This is a genomic window from Lentzea atacamensis (assembly GCF_003269295.1).
GTDB classification, from domain to species: domain Bacteria; phylum Actinomycetota; class Actinomycetes; order Mycobacteriales; family Pseudonocardiaceae; genus Lentzea; species Lentzea atacamensis.
Map to the genome: position 1 here is coordinate 195,659 of NZ_QLTT01000004.1, position 13,881 is coordinate 209,539.

The 13,881-nt window shown below is 68.4% G+C and carries 14 protein-coding genes; 9 read left to right on the forward strand and 5 right to left on the reverse strand.

The features are described 5' to 3' along the window. Positions 1 to 6: 6 nt before the first annotated feature. Positions 7 to 438 (reverse strand): cupin domain-containing protein, encoded by a 432-nt coding sequence (locus C8D87_RS19890; RefSeq protein WP_112227883.1) that lies wholly within the window; start codon positions 436 to 438, stop codon positions 7 to 9. Further along, positions 435 to 1,919 carry a GGDEF domain-containing protein gene (locus C8D87_RS19895; protein ID WP_233442209.1) on the reverse strand — a complete coding sequence of 495 codons (1,485 nt, stop codon included), beginning with the start codon at positions 1,917 to 1,919 and terminating at the stop codon, positions 435 to 437. The genes C8D87_RS19890 and C8D87_RS19895 overlap by 4 nt, the downstream gene beginning before the upstream one ends. A 140-nt stretch (positions 1,920 to 2,059) precedes the next feature. On the opposite strand from C8D87_RS19895, the gene ruvC reads away from it, so the two are divergent. The 7 genes from ruvC to C8D87_RS19930 all read left to right on the forward strand — a co-directional run bounded on the left by ruvC (position 2,060) and on the right by C8D87_RS19930 (position 8,271). After that, on the forward strand, positions 2,060 to 2,626 hold the full coding sequence (ruvC, locus tag C8D87_RS19900) for a crossover junction endodeoxyribonuclease RuvC (RefSeq protein ID WP_109637320.1): 567 nt from the start codon (positions 2,060 to 2,062) through the stop codon (positions 2,624 to 2,626). A 30-nt stretch (positions 2,627 to 2,656) separates the two neighbouring features. After that, positions 2,657 to 3,238 carry a Holliday junction branch migration protein RuvA gene (gene ruvA, locus C8D87_RS19905; RefSeq protein WP_109637322.1) on the forward strand — a complete coding sequence of 194 codons (582 nt, stop codon included), beginning with the start codon at positions 2,657 to 2,659 and terminating at the stop codon, positions 3,236 to 3,238. Next, on the forward strand, positions 3,235 to 4,248 hold the full coding sequence (gene ruvB / locus C8D87_RS19910) for a Holliday junction branch migration DNA helicase RuvB (RefSeq protein WP_109637325.1): 1,014 nt from the start codon (positions 3,235 to 3,237) through the stop codon (positions 4,246 to 4,248). Before ruvA ends, ruvB begins: the two co-directional genes overlap by 4 nt. 90 nt (positions 4,249 to 4,338) lie before the next feature. Further along, entirely contained in the window at positions 4,339 to 4,683 is a 345-nt protein-coding gene (gene yajC / locus C8D87_RS19915) for a preprotein translocase subunit YajC (protein ID WP_170155001.1), read from the forward strand. 129 nt (positions 4,684 to 4,812) lie between these two features. Beyond that, the gene (gene secD, locus C8D87_RS19920) at positions 4,813 to 6,600 is read left to right on the forward strand and encodes a protein translocase subunit SecD (RefSeq protein ID WP_112227884.1); all 1,788 of its coding nucleotides are present in this window, start codon (positions 4,813 to 4,815) and stop codon (positions 6,598 to 6,600) included. A 1-nt stretch (position 6,601) separates the two neighbouring features. Beyond that, complete coding sequence (gene secF / locus C8D87_RS19925; RefSeq protein ID WP_109637330.1) at positions 6,602 to 7,756, forward strand: protein translocase subunit SecF; 1,155 nt, start codon at positions 6,602 to 6,604, stop codon at positions 7,754 to 7,756. A gap of 23 nt (positions 7,757 to 7,779) precedes the next feature. Next, positions 7,780 to 8,271, forward strand: coding sequence for an adenine phosphoribosyltransferase (locus C8D87_RS19930; protein WP_112228249.1), 492 nt, complete (start codon positions 7,780 to 7,782; stop codon positions 8,269 to 8,271). 18 nt (positions 8,272 to 8,289) lie between these two features. Here the strand turns inward: C8D87_RS19930 and C8D87_RS19935 are convergent, their stop codons facing one another. Both C8D87_RS19935 and C8D87_RS19940 read right to left on the reverse strand, forming a co-directional pair. Continuing rightward, positions 8,290 to 8,640 carry a hypothetical protein gene (locus C8D87_RS19935; protein ID WP_112227885.1) on the reverse strand — a complete coding sequence of 117 codons (351 nt, stop codon included), beginning with the start codon at positions 8,638 to 8,640 and terminating at the stop codon, positions 8,290 to 8,292. 44 nt (positions 8,641 to 8,684) lie between these two features. Next, a complete protein-coding gene (locus tag C8D87_RS19940) occupies positions 8,685 to 8,960 on the reverse strand; it encodes a hypothetical protein (protein ID WP_146771794.1) in 276 nt (91 codons plus the stop codon). A 214-nt stretch (positions 8,961 to 9,174) separates the two neighbouring features. Between C8D87_RS19940 and C8D87_RS19945 the strand changes: the two genes are divergently transcribed. Further along, a complete protein-coding gene (locus C8D87_RS19945; protein ID WP_112227887.1) occupies positions 9,175 to 10,395 on the forward strand; it encodes an HNH endonuclease signature motif containing protein in 1,221 nt (406 codons plus the stop codon). Between the two features lie 284 nt (positions 10,396 to 10,679). Then, complete coding sequence (locus C8D87_RS19950) at positions 10,680 to 12,965, forward strand: RelA/SpoT family protein (RefSeq protein WP_407656943.1); 2,286 nt, start codon at positions 10,680 to 10,682, stop codon at positions 12,963 to 12,965. 55 nt (positions 12,966 to 13,020) lie between these two features. Here C8D87_RS19950 and C8D87_RS19955 read toward each other — a convergent pair whose 3' ends face one another. After that, positions 13,021 to 13,875, reverse strand: a complete 855-nt coding sequence (locus C8D87_RS19955; protein WP_112227888.1) for a peptidylprolyl isomerase — start codon at positions 13,873 to 13,875, stop codon at positions 13,021 to 13,023. Positions 13,876 to 13,881: the final 6 nt, after the last annotated feature.

Genomic DNA, 13,881 nt, shown 5'->3' on the forward strand with positions numbered 1-13,881 from the left:
AGAAGCCTAGAAGCGGCACAGGGGCCGGATCTCCGCGGCATGAGCGGGATACCGCGCGCACAGCTCGTCCGCATGGCCGAACGACACGACGTCGTCGGTGTACGGCGGCACCACCACCGTGCCGACCAGCGACCAGTCACCGGCGGGCGTGCTGCCCTGCCACACCCCCGCGGGCACGACCACCTGCGGGTGGGTGGCGGACAACTCCGGCCGCGTGACCGAACCGTCCGGGTGCAGCAGCAGCATCCGCAACGGCGACCCGGCGTGGAAGTGGTAGATCTCCAGGTGCTTCAGCACGTGCATGCCCGAGAAGTCCGGGAACCGCAGCAGGTACGCGATCGCGGACACCTCGTCGGACCGGTGCGTCTGCGCGAAGTAGCCGCCCTCGACGGGAAGCTCCTGCATGCCGAGGGAGGCGATCAGCTGCTCTGGGGTCACGTCATCTCCGGAAGCGGGGAACCGTGCACGACGACCATGCCCTTGCCGAGCCGCTTCGCGGTGTACATCGCGGCGTCCGCGGCACCGAGCACCTCGTCGGCCGTCACGGTCGGGTCGTACGAAAACCGTTGCGCCACACCGATGCTGGCGTGCACGTGATGAACTCGGCCGTGCACCTGGTGCGGATGCGCGAGAGCGTCCAGCAGGCGCGCGCCGATGTCGTCCGCGTCCCCGCCGTCGACCAGCACACCGAACTCGTCACCGCCCAGCCGCGCCACGGTGTCCTCCGGCCGGACGCTGTTCTCCAGCCGTGCCGCGACGTTGCGCAGCACGATGTCACCCTCGGCGTGCCCGTAATTGTCGTTGACCGCCTTGAACCCGTCCACGTCGATGAACAGCAGGATCAACGGCCGCGAGCGATCCCTCACCGCAAGCGCGCGCTCCAACCGGTCCCGGAACAGAGAACGGTTCGCCACACCCGTCAACGGGTCGTGCGTCGCCTCGTGCCGCAGCTGTTCGCGGGAGACGCGGAGCTGGTCCATCAGCCGGATGTTGTCCATCATCGTCAGCAGCTGCCGCACGATCACCAGGCACACCACCAGAATCCCGACGTAGATCTCCACCGGGTTGAGCCGGCCGCCGGTCGCGGTGTTCCAGCCGACGAACAGGCCCGTGATCGCGAGCGGCACGTACGGCACGAGCAGGTGCAGCAGGTCGGCCATGCGCATGCGGCCGGACGACGGTTCGAGGTTGCGCGCCGGGGCGAGCGCGCTGAGGAAGAAGAACGCCGGGCACAGCATGAAACCGATGTCCGCGCTCGCCGGGATCGCCGTGATCCCCTTGGAGATGTAGAACGCGAACACCCAGCCCGACGACGACTGCGCGACACCGGCCAGCGCCACGAACAGCATCGGCCACTGACGCACGGACTGATGCGTCCACGACATCACGACGATCGCCACGAGTAGCACGAGGTACGCGGCGGGATGCGCGACCACCGTGGCAAAACCGGGCCCCTCGGTCGCCCACGCTCGGGTCAGCGACTCGAGCGCCGACACCCACGTCAGCACGAACAGCGACCCGATCACGATCAGCCCGTCGAGCACCACGACCGTGCGGCTGCGGTAGTTCGGCAGCAGGTCGTCGGCGCGGCGCTGCTGCGCCCTGACGACCACGGCTGCCAGGCACAGCACCGGCACCAGCGTGAACCCGAGCGGCGCGATCGTCGTCGTCGGCAGTTGTACGCCCAGGATCTGCTGACCCCAGATCCACGCGGACAGCGCGACGGTCAGGCTCGTCATCGCCGCGGTCATCCAGCCGTCGCGCCGACGCGCGTAGGCGAGCAGTGCCGCCACGGCGAACAACAGCTGCACGACCTTGTCGATCGCGAGGCCGACCTCACGCGGGGCGGCCAGCGCGGTGAGGATGGTGACCGCCATGAAGGTGCCGACGCACCCCACAACGAGCCAGAACCTCTTCACCGCTACTCCCGTGATCGAAACCCGACCACCGTAGTGACGCCGGTGTGGACTTGTCGAACCGTGTCGGTGCAAGTCCCTCTTCGGCGCACCGGATATGGTTCGAACGGTTGTTCGTTCCGGTTGCGGGGAGTTGGGCTGTCGTGCGCGTGTTCGGGGTCGACCCCGGTCTGACCAGGTGCGGCTTCGGCGTGGTCGACGGCGGACCCGGCCGGACCGTGCGCATGGTCGCGGTCGACGTCCTGCGCACACGCGTGGACGCCCCGTTGTCCGTGCGGTTGCACGAGCTGTACGTGGGTGTCTGCGAGTGGCTGGACCGCTACGAGCCGCAAATCGTGGCCATCGAACGGGTCTTCGCGCAGCACAACGTCCGCACCGCGATGGGGGTCGCGCAGGCTTCGGGCGTGGTGGCTCTGGCTGCGGCGCAACGGAACCTGCCGGTCGAGTTCCACACGCCGTCCGAGGTGAAGGCCGCCGTCACGGGATCGGGGCGCGCGGACAAGGCGCAGGTGACGGCGATGGTGACGAAGCTGCTGGGGCTGAAGGTGGCGCCCAAGCCGGCGGACGCGGCGGACGCCCTCGCCCTGGCCATCTGCCACCACTGGCGCGCGCCGATGCGCAACCGCATGGAGGAGGCGCAGGCACGCGCTGCCGAACTCGCCCGTGTGCACAAGGCCAAGCTGGCCGAAGCCGCCAAGCGAACTGTCTAAGGTCCAGCTCGTGAAGTCCGGAGGAACCAGGTGATCTCGTCACTGCGCGGCCAGGTGCAGCACGTCGGCCTCGACCACGCCGTCGTCGAGGTGGGCGGCGTCGGGTTCGCCGTCCAGATGACCCCGACCACGCTCGCCACCCTGCGCCGCGGCGAGGAGGCGAGCCTCGCCACCACCCTCGTCGTCCGCGAGGACAGCCTCACCCTGTTCGGGTTCGCCGACGCCGAGGCCCGCGAGCTGTTCGGCCTGCTCCAGACCGTCAGCGGCATCGGCCCGCGCATCGCGCTGGCGACCCTCGCCGTGCTGGAACCGGACAAGCTCCGCCACGCGCTGGCCGAAGGCAACATCACCGTGCTGACCCAGGTCCCCGGCATCGGCAAGAAGGGCGCGGAACGCCTCATCATCGAGCTCCGCGACAAGGTCGGCGCCCTCCCGGCGCCCACCCGGCCCGCGCACAGCCAGACCCGCGACCACGTCGTCGAGGCGCTGCTCGGCCTCGGCTTCCCCGCCAAGGCCGCGGAAGCCACGGTCGACAACGTCCTCGCCGAGAACCCGGACCAGTCCACCCCCGCCGTCCTGCGCCGCGCCCTCGCGACCCTGGGGCGCAAGTGACCGAGGACGAGCTCAGCCCCTTCGCCGCGCCGGCCGAGCGCGACGTCGAAACCACCCTCCGCCCCCGCGACCTGGACGAGTTCGTCGGCCAGCAGCGGGTGCGCGAACAGCTCGAACTCGTCCTGCACGGCGCCATGCGCCGCGGCACCGCCCCGGACCACGTGCTGCTCAGCGGCCCTCCCGGCCTCGGCAAAACCAGCCTGGCCATGATCATCGCCAAGGAGCTGGGCAGCGCCATCCGCATCACCAGCGGCCCGGCGCTCGAACGCGCGGGCGACCTCGCGGCGATGCTGTCCAACCTGGTCGAGGGCGACGTCCTGTTCATCGACGAGATCCACCGCATGGCCAGGCCCGCGGAGGAGATGCTGTACCTCGCGATGGAGGACTTCCGCGTCGACGTCGTCGTCGGCAAGGGCCCAGGAGCGACCAGCATCCCGCTCGACATCGCCCCGTTCACGCTGGTGGGAGCCACGACCAGGTCCGGAGCGCTCACCGGCCCGCTGCGCGACCGGTTCGGCTTCACCGGCCACATGGAGTTCTACAGCGCCGACGAGCTCGACCTCATCGTGAAACGCAGCGCCAAGATCCTCGGCGTCGACCTCCACGACGACGGCGCCATCGAGATCGCGGGCCGTAGCCGCGGCACACCCCGCATCGCGAACAGGCTGCTGCGCCGAGTCCGCGACTTCGCCGAGGTCAGGGCCGACGGCAGGGTCACGGAGGACATCGCGCGGCAGGCCCTGGAGGTCTACGACGTCGACCAGCTCGGCCTCGACCGGCTCGACCGCGCGGTCCTGACGGCCCTGGTCAAGAGCTTCAACGGCGGCCCCGTCGGGGTGTCGACCCTCGCGGTCGCGGTCGGTGAGGAACCGACCACGGTGGAAGAGGTGTGCGAACCGTATTTGGTGCGGGCTGGCATGCTGGCCCGGACACCACGCGGCCGAGTGGCGACGCCCGCAGCGTGGCACCACCTGGGGCTGGAACCGCCCGCCGGAGATCAACTGTGGTGACCTGGCACAATCGGTGAAAGCACCTGGACATATCGGACGTGCGTCGAGGCATGTCCACTTGATCGGAGAATGATGGACCTTACGTCTTTGATGTTCCCGTTGCTGCTGGTGCTGCTGGCCGTGCCGCTGTTCCTCAGCGCGCGCAAGCAGAAGCGGGCGATGGCCGAGCAGCAGCAGCTGCAGAGCTCGCTCCAGCCGGGCGACAAGGTGATGACGACGTCTGGCCTGTACGGCACCGTCGCCGACGCGAGCCACGACACCACCATCGACATCGAGATCTCCGAGGGTGTCGTCACGCGCTGGCTGCGCGCCGCCATTCGCGAGAAGGTCGCCGACACGAACGAGGCGGTCGTCGAGGACAAGGCGGACGAAGACGAGGAGCCGGTGGCCACCGCACAGGTCGCCGAGCCTCTGGACCACAACGCCAAGAAGTAACCGCATACGCTGGCACTCCTGGAGTTGGCAACTGTGAAGACCGCCAACTCCAGGTAGTGACGCGCAGCTCACGCGGCGCGCGTTACGCTGCGCGCTCGGAAACCATCGCTACTAGGAGACGGACGGATCGTGGCACCTCCGGCCGGGCAAATTCGCCCTGCGAAGTACTTGGCGAGTTTTGTCCTCATCGTGGTCGCTCTTTACGCCCTGGTGTTCTTCACCGGGAACGGTTCGGCCAAACCCAAGCTCGGTATCGACCTCCAGGGCGGCACCATCGTCACGCTGACCGCGCGTCAGGAAGACGGGGCCCAGCCCAGCGAGGACGCGCTGAACCGCGCCCGTGACCTCATCGAGGTCCGCGTCAACGGTCTCGGCGTGTCCGGTGCCGAGGTCGTGCGCGACGGCAACAACCTGACGATCACCGTGCCCGGCGCGGACAGCGAAGGCGCGAAGGGCCTCGGCCAGACCGCTCGCCTCGCGTTCCGCAAGGTCCTCGGCCAGCCGGTCCCGGCAGGCGCCGCGCCGAACATCCAGGCGCCGTCGTCGAGCACCCCGCCGTCGGGCAACGCGAGCACGCCGCCGTCGTCGCCGAACCAGACCGCGTCGCAGCCGTCGTCGAGCAACGCCCCGCAGGGCCGCCCCGCTCCGAACCTGGCCGCGCAGCCGTCGAGCACGCCGCCGTCCTCCAGCACCGCCCCGTCGTCCAGCGCGGCCCCGACCACGCCGTCCGCCCCCTCCAACGTCGACCCGAAGGTCGCGAAGGAGATCCAGGAGGCCAAGGCGCTGCGCCAGAGCTCGGACCAGCAGGTCCTGCAGCAGGCCGCGATCATGCTCGACTGCACGCAGCCCGACCCGCTGCGCGGCAACGACGACCTGGACAAGCCGCTCGTCACCTGTGACGAGAAGGGCGAGTTCAAGTACATCCTCGCGCCGGTCAACCCGCCGAAGGAAGACACGCAGACCAAGCCGGACGACTACACCAACTACTCCCGCCTGACGGGCGAGGACATCAACAACGCCGCCGCCAACAGCAACCCCAACGGCACCGGCTACGTCGTCAACCTCGACTTCAAGTCCGAGGGCGGCACCAAGTGGGCGAAGTTCACCTCCGCCAACGTCCAGCAGGCCGTCGCGGTCGTGCTCGACGGTGAGGTCATGTCCGCGCCGACCATCCAGTCGGCCATCGAGGGCGGCTCCACCGAGATCAGCGGCAAGTTCACGCTGAAGGAGGCCCAGAGCCTCGCGAACACCCTGAAGTACGGCGCGCTGCCGCTGTCCTTCGACGCCTCCGAAGCGCAGACCGTCTCGCCGACGCTGGGCCTCGCCTCGCTCAAGGCCGGTCTGATCGCCGGTGGCCTCGGCCTCGCGCTGGTGTTCGTCTACTGCATGTTCTACTACCGCCTCCTGGGCATCCTGACGATCCTGTCGCTGGGTCTGTCCGGCGTGATCGTCTACGGCGTCCTCGTGCTGCTCGGCCGCTGGATCGGGTTCACCCTCGACCTCGCCGGCATCGCCGGGTTCATCATCGCGATCGGTATCACCGCCGACTCGTTCATCGTCTTCTTCGAACGACTGAAAGACGAAGTGCGTGAAGGCCGGACGTTCCGGTCGGCCGTGCCGCGCGCGTGGGTCCGCTCCCGTCGCACGATCCTCTCCGCCGACGCGGTCAGCTTCATCGCCGCCGCCGTGCTGTACGTGATCGCGGTCGGTCAGGTGAAGGGCTTCGCGTTCACCCTGGGCATGTCGACGGTCCTCGACCTCGTCGTCGTGTTCCTCGTGACGCACCCGCTGGTCGCGATGGCGTCGAAGTCCAAGTTCCTGTCCAACCCGAACCTGTCCGGCCTGGGCGGCGCCCTGCGCGAAGGTGCGTCGCACCGCGCGGGCGTGTCCGGCAAGTCCGCCGTGAAGGAGGCCTGACATGGGCAACGTGTTCACGCGCCTCTATGTGGGCAACGGCGCTTTCGACATCGTCGGCAAGCGCACTCGCTGGTACATCACGTCCGGCATCATCCTGCTCGTCTGCATCGGCTCGATGGTGTTCAACGGCTTCAACCTGGGCATCGACTTCAGGGGCGGCACGAAGATCTCGATGCCGTCGGTGTCGGCCTCCGGGCAGACGATCTCGACGGGCACCGTCGAGGACGCGTTCGCGAAGGCACTGCCGGGCAAGCGGCCGACCTCCGTGCAGGCCGTCGGCTCCGGTGACAGCGCGACCATCCAGATCAAGTCGGCCACGCTGAGCATCAACGAGGTCGCCCAGCTCAAGACCGGTCTGGCGCAGGACGTCAGCCCGCGCGGCGGCCAGGGAGCGATCTCCGACAGCGCCGTCTCCGCGTCCTGGGGTGGCGAGATCAGCGTCAAGGCCCTGTGGGCCCTGTTCTGGTTCTTCGTCCTGGTGACGCTGTTCCTGGTGTTCTACTTCGAGTGGCAGATGGCGGTCGGCGCGCTCGTCGCCGTCTTCCACGACGTCATCATCACCGCGGGCGTGTACTCGCTCGTCGGGTTCGAGGTGACGCCGGCGACGGTCATCGGTCTGCTCACCATCCTCGGTTTCTCCCTGTACGACACGGTCGTCGTGTTCGACAAGGTCAAGGAGAACACCCGAGGCCTGCTGGGCCTGACCCGCCGCACGTACGCCGAGGCCGCGAACCTGGCGCTCAACCAGACCCTGATGCGCTCGATCAACACCTCGCTGATCGCGCTGCTGCCGGTCATCGGCCTGCTGATCGTCGGTGTCGGCATCCTGGGCGTCGGCACGCTCCAGGACCTGGCGCTCGTCCAGCTCGTCGGTATGTTCGTCGGTGCCCTGTCGTCGATCTTCATCGCGACCCCGGTGCTGGTCGACCTGAAGATGCGCGACCCGAAGTACATCGCGCAGGCCAAGCGCGTGGCCACCCGCCGCGCCAAGGCCGCAGGCCCCCAGGTCGCCGAGGGCATCGAGTCGCAGGACGACGAGGCGCTCGCCCAGGACCTGCGCAAGGAAGAGGCGCTCGCCGCCGCCGCGGCAGTGCCTCACCGCACCGCCAAGGCGACCGACGCGCGCCGTCGCCCGACCGGAAAGCGTCAGCGTTGAAGCTGGATCGTGCTCTGGACTTGATGCGTGAGGTCCCGGACTTCCCCCAGCCGGGTGTCGTCTTCCGGGACCTCACGCCGGTCCTCGCCGACCCGGACGCCCTGCGCGCCGTGGTCGACGCCCTGCAGGACAAGATCGACGACAGCACCCAGGTGATCGCCGCCATCGAGTCGCGCGGCTTCCTCCTGGGCGCTGCTCTGGGCTACGGCTGGCGCTACGGTGTCGTGCCGCTGCGCAAACCGGGCAAGCTGCCGGTGGTGGCGGACTCCGTGTCGTACGACCTGGAGTACGGCAAGGCTTCTCTGGAGCTGCCCGCGGACGCCATCCAGCCCGGCCAGCGCGTCGTCGTGGTGGACGACGTGCTCGCCACCGGCGGCACCGCCGAAGCCGCGTGCACGCTCGTCGAGCGCGCCGGCGGCATCGTGACCGGTGTGTCCGTGGTGCTGGAGATCGCCGCCCTGGGCGGGCGTTCCCGCCTGGCCGGCCGCGAGGTCAGCGCTCTGCTCGCCGTCTAGGCGGTTCGGTGGCCGTGGTCAGCTGATCAGCACCGCGTACACGTTCGCGAACGCGCCCATGAGCCCGCCGACCACGATCCACACCAGGACGTAGATCGGCACCGTCAATGGGATCAGGACCCACGGCTGGACGCGGGTCCTCATCAGGATCAGCCAGGTGATGGTCGAGGCCAGCACCCAGAACACCGCGCCGATCACCAGCGCGGGCAGCAGGTTGACGAGCCCGGCCCGGGTCTTCAGCGCGGCGGCGAGGAACGCCACGATCAGCGCGATGTACCAGATGAAGGCCCCGGCTGCGCAGTGCAGGAACGGCGTGCCCTTCCTGACGGGCTGCCGGCTCGGTGGTGGTGCGAACGGGTTCGGCTGCACGTGGTCCCCCCAGACCTGATGCTCACGTGGAGCGACCAAGCATGTCAGGCGGGTGGCGGCGGCGCTACGAAAGCGGCCCCGATTGAGACGAACACCAACGTCACCAGCGATGCCGGTGCGGTCACCACGGCTATCTCCCACAGCTTCGGGGCTTCCGCGCGGCGCAGGATCAGCCAGCTCATGGTCGTGGCGAGGAGCCAGCCCACCGCCGAGCCGATGATCGACCTCGGGTCGATGTAGCTCGGGTCGTCCAGGGCCAGGTACGCCATCGTGCCCAGCCAGACCGCGCTCATGGCCGCGCACCACAGGAGTGTCCTCACGCGGGGAGTGTCTCAAGCGGCTTCGCCGGCCTGGCGCATGCCCTCCTTCGCCGGGCGTGTGCCGTACCGAATTTCGGGTTGTCTGTTTTGTTTTGCCGTTGCATTGCGTCTAGAGAGATGTGCATTAACGGTGCCATATGGCACCGGCTTGTTCACCCATCCGTGTGATGGCTGACGTGCATTTATGTCGTGATCTTGCGGTAAGGTCGAACACGTGATCGAACCGAACTTCCGCCTTCTGTCCACCGACGAACTGCTGAGCGCAGTCGTCGGAGACGTGGTGGAAATTCGCGTTCTCGAGAATGTGATGATGCAGAAGATCGCCGAGTTGGAGCGGCGTGGTGCCGCGGCTGAACTCGGCTACAAGAATGTGGCGCAGGTGCTGCGTCACGCGGTGCGGTGGGACCTGAAGACGGCGCGGCAGTGGGTCGCGCGGGCCGCGCTGCTCGCTCGTGAGATCACGCCGACCGGCGCGGTGCTGGAGCCGGAGCTGCCGGTCACCGCTGCCGCGACGGCGGACGGTGAGCTTTCGGGTGAGCACATCTCGGCGGTCGCCGAAGTGATGAAGGACCTGCCGCCCGAAGCCGAGGCACCGGTCGTGGAGTTCGCGCGGGAGCACGAGCTCAGCGCGGTGCGCTCGTTCGGCAAGGAGCTGGCCTACAAGCTGTATCAGGACGACCCGGAGCCGCGTGAAGCCGAGCCGGAACCGCCGGTCAACCGGCTGCGGACGCAGTGGAAGGGCGAGCAGCTGGAGGTGTGGGCCAAGCTGGACAAGATCAGCGGCGCCAAGTTCGAGGCGATGATCGACCCGCTGGCCAAGCCCCGCCCCACCACGCCGGAGGAAGGCCCGGACCCGCGCTCGCGTGCCGAGCGCGAGGGCGACGCCTTCGCCGACCTGATCGACCTGATGCTGCGCGCCGACAAGTTGCCGGAGCACGGCGGCGAGCCGGTCACGCTGACGCTGACGATGAGCTACGACGACCTGGTCGAGAAGACCGGCCTGGCGATGCTGGACACCCGCGAGCGCATCCCCGCCGCCCTGGTCCGCCGCCTGGCCTGCAACGCGGGAGTCATCCCGGTGGTGCTGGGCGGCCGGTCCGAGCCGATGAACGTGGGCCGCAAAGCCCGCACCTTCACCGCCGGAATCCGCCGCCTCCTGGTGGCGAGAGACAGAGGCTGCGCCTTCCCCGGCTGCCACCGCCCGCCGAAGCACTGCGACGCCCACCACATCAGATTCTGGTCCGAGGGCGGCGAGACCTCGGTCGACAACGCGGTCCTGCTGTGCCGCCACCACCACACGTTGATCCACCAAAGCGACTGGGAGGTGAAGCTCCTCAATGGCATACCGGTGTTCATCCCACCCGCGTGGCTCGACCCGGACCGCAGACCGAGAACCAACACCACACACCGCGACAGCGGGCGGGTCGCCGCCTAGCCCTCGCGAGCACCCGTTTCACCCGAGCAACTCGGCTGGGACCCGAGCAAGGTCTCCAACATCGAGAACGGCAAGGCGCGTGCGAGCGAGATCGCCACTCGCAGTGACGCCCTGGTCTTCTCGATTCAGGCGTGGCGGGCGTTCGTGGCGAGCGTCGCCTGATCGGCCCAGCAAAATTTCTCCTGGCGTTCACCGTGTGAGCTGCGCCGCTCGTCGCGCGTCCGGAAGTTTCGTCACCGTAAACGCGTTATCCTCGGTACTCGCGAGACCCGAGGAGCGTGGGGTTGAGTCAAGACACCGAACCCGCTGCGACGGTTGTTCAACCGTCGGCTACCCGGCGCGTGCGCGCCCGCCTTGCGCGGCGCATCACCGCCCAACGTGCGGCCCCGGTGAAGCAGGTCCTCGAACCTCTCGCCGCCGTGCACCGTGACCTCCATCCCAAGGCCGATCTGGCGCTTCTGCAGCACGCATATGACGTTGCCGAGGAGAAGCACCGCCCGCAGCGCCGCAAGTCCGGCGACCCGTACATCACCCACCCGCTCGCCGTGGCGACGATCCTCGCCGAGCTGGGCATGGACACCACGACGCTGGTGGCCGCGCTGCTGCACGACACCGTGGAAGACACCGATTACTCGCTCAACCAGCTGAAAGAGGACTTCGGCGAAGAGGTCGCACGCCTCGTCGACGGCGTCACGAAGCTGGACAAGGTCAAGCTGGGGGCAGCGGCCGAGGCTGAGACCATTCGCAAGATGGTCATCGCGATGGCGAAGGACCCTCGGGTTCTGGTCATCAAGCTCGCCGACCGGCTGCACAACATGCGCACCATGCGGTTCCTGCCGCCGGAGAAGCAGGCCCGCAAGGCCCGTGAAACGCTCGAAGTGCTCGCGCCGCTCGCCCACCGGCTGGGCATGGCGACCGTCAAGTGGGAGCTGGAGGATCTCGCGTTCGCGATCCTGCAGCCGAAGAAGTACGACGAGATCGTGCGGCTGGTCGCCAAGCGCGCGCCCAGTCGCGACACGTACCTGCGGACCGTCGTCGACGAGCTGAACGCCCAGCTGGAGGGTGCGCGGATCGTCGCGAAGGTCGAGGGCCGGCCGAAGCACTACTACTCGATCAACCAGAAGATGATCGTCAGGGGCCGGGACTTCGACGACATCCACGACCTCGTGGGTGTGCGGATCCTGGTCGACGAGGTGCGTGACTGCTACGCCGCCATGGGTGTGGTTCATGCGGCCTGGCAGCCCATGCCCGGACGGTTCAAGGACTACATCGCGCAGCCGCGGTTCGGCGTGTACCAGTCGCTGCACACGACCGTGATCGGGCCGGACGGCAAGCCTCTCGAGGTGCAGATCCGCACGCACGAGATGCACCAGCGGGCCGAGTACGGCATCGCGGCGCACTGGCGCTACAAGGAGACCAAGGGCACGCACAACGGCAAGTCCGTCGAGATCGACGAGATGGCGTGGATGCGTCAGCTCCTCGACTGGCAACGGGAAGCCGCGGACCCCGGTGAGTTCCTCGAAGGGCTGCGCTGGGACCTCGCCGCGCGCGAGATCTTCGTGTTCACGCCGAAGGGGGACGTGCAGACGTTGCCGACGGGCTCCACGCCGGTCGACTTCGCCTACGCCGTCCACACCGAGGTGGGGCACCGCTGCATCGGCGCCCGCGTGAACGGTCGCCTGGTCGCTCTCGAACGCAAGCTCGAGAACGGTGAGGTCGTCGAGATCTTCACCTCCAAGGCGGAGGGTGCGGGCCCGTCCCGCGACTGGCTGAGCTTCGTCGCGTCACCGCGCGCCAAGGCGAAGATCAAGCAGTGGTTCGCCAAGGAGCGCAAGGAAGAGGCGATCGAGCAGGGCAAGGACGCGATCACCAAGGAGGTCCGGCGCGTCGGGCTGCCGATCCAGCGTCTGGTCAGCGTCGACTCGATGCAGGCCCTGGCGAAGGAACTGCACTACCCGGACATGAGCGCGCTGTACGCGGCGGTCGGCGAGGGTCACACCTCGGCCCGTCACGTCGTGCAGCGGCTCGTCGCGCAGCTCGGCGGTGTCGAACACGCCGAGGAGGAACTGGCCGACCGCGCCACCCCGTCCACGGTCACCCGGCGCCGCCCCACCGGCGACGCGGGTGTGATCGTCAAGGACGCTGGCGACGTGTGGGTGAAGCTCGCCCGCTGCTGCACCCCGGTGCCGGGCGACGACATCCTCGGCTTCGTCACCAGGGGCGGCGGTGTGTCCGTGCACCGCACCGACTGCACGAACGCCGATGAGCTGCTGAAGTCGCCGGAGCGGCTGCTCGACGTCGAGTGGGCGCCGTCGGCGTCCAGCGTCTTCCTGGTCGCGATCCAGGTGGAGGCGCTCGACCGGCACCGGCTGCTGTCGGACGTCACGAAGGTGCTCGCCGACGAGCGCGTGAACATCCTGTCGGCGTCGGTGACGACGTCACGCGACAGGGTGGCCGTCAGCCGGTTCTCGTTCGAGATGGGCGACCCGAAGCACCTCGGGCACGTGCTGAAGGCCGTGCGGAGCGTTGAGGGCGTCTACGACGTCTACCGCGTGACGTCGGCCTCGTAGCGCACAAACGGAGCCCCCGGCCTGCGGAAGGCCGGGGGCTCCGCGCGTGGTGCAGTTAGTTGGCGACGGCCGCGGACTTGATGTCGACCGGGGTCTTCGGCTTGCCGTCACCCTGGCCGGGCGACTGCGAGATCGTGCCGGTCTTCGCGACCTCGTCGATCTTCTTCAGCGACTCCTCGTCGACCGTGCCGAAGACGTTGTACTTCGGCTGCAGGTTCGCGCCGTCGCCGTAGACGATGAAGAACTGCGAGCCGTTGGTGTCGGGGCCCGAGTTGGCCATGGCCAGCACGCCGCGGCCGTAGGTGAGCTCCGGGTAGACCTCGTCCTTGAACGAGTAGCCGGGGCCGCCCATGCCGTTGCCGCCGGGGTCGCCGCACTGCAGGACCTGGATGCCGGTCACCACGAGGCGGTGGCAGGTCGTGTTGTCGAAGTACTTCTGCTTCGCCAGGTTCACGAAGTTGTTGACCGTGCACGGCGCGAGCGAGCGGTCGAGGTTGAACTTCAGGTCCCCGATCGAGGTGCCCAGCGTGACCGCGACGGTGCCGGTGGTGGGCTGCTCGCCGTTCGCGGGCGGCGTGTTCTCCTTGGCCGCCGGCTCCTGGCCCTTCGTGTATTCACAGTTCACTTTTTCCGGCAGCGCCTGCGGGCGCTTCGGAATCTGGTGCATCGCGGTGGGGATCTTCTCCGCCTTGTCCACCGACTCCTGCTGAGGAGTCTCCGACGCGGAGGCGTCACCGTTGCCGAAGTCGTGAGTCGCGAGGAACCACACACCACCTCCGACGAGCGCAACGACGACGACCGTCGAGACGACGGCGATGATGCGACGCTTCTTGGCCCGCTCCTGGCGGTAGACCATCTGACGCTCAAGCTTGCGCTTGGCTGCCGCGCGTCGCTGCTCGTTGGTGGGCACGTGCTC

Excerpts from the sequence above, each read along its gene's own strand:
- yajC (WP_170155001.1), top strand. The coding sequence starts at position 4,339 with ATGTTCCCGTTGCTGCTGGTGCTGCTGGCCGTGCCGCTGTTCCTCAGC.
- secF (WP_109637330.1), top strand. The coding sequence starts at position 6,602 with ATGGGCAACGTGTTCACGCGCCTCTATGTGGGCAACGGCGCTTTCGAC.
- C8D87_RS19930 (WP_112228249.1), top strand. The coding sequence starts at position 7,780 with ATGCGTGAGGTCCCGGACTTCCCCCAGCCGGGTGTCGTCTTCCGGGAC.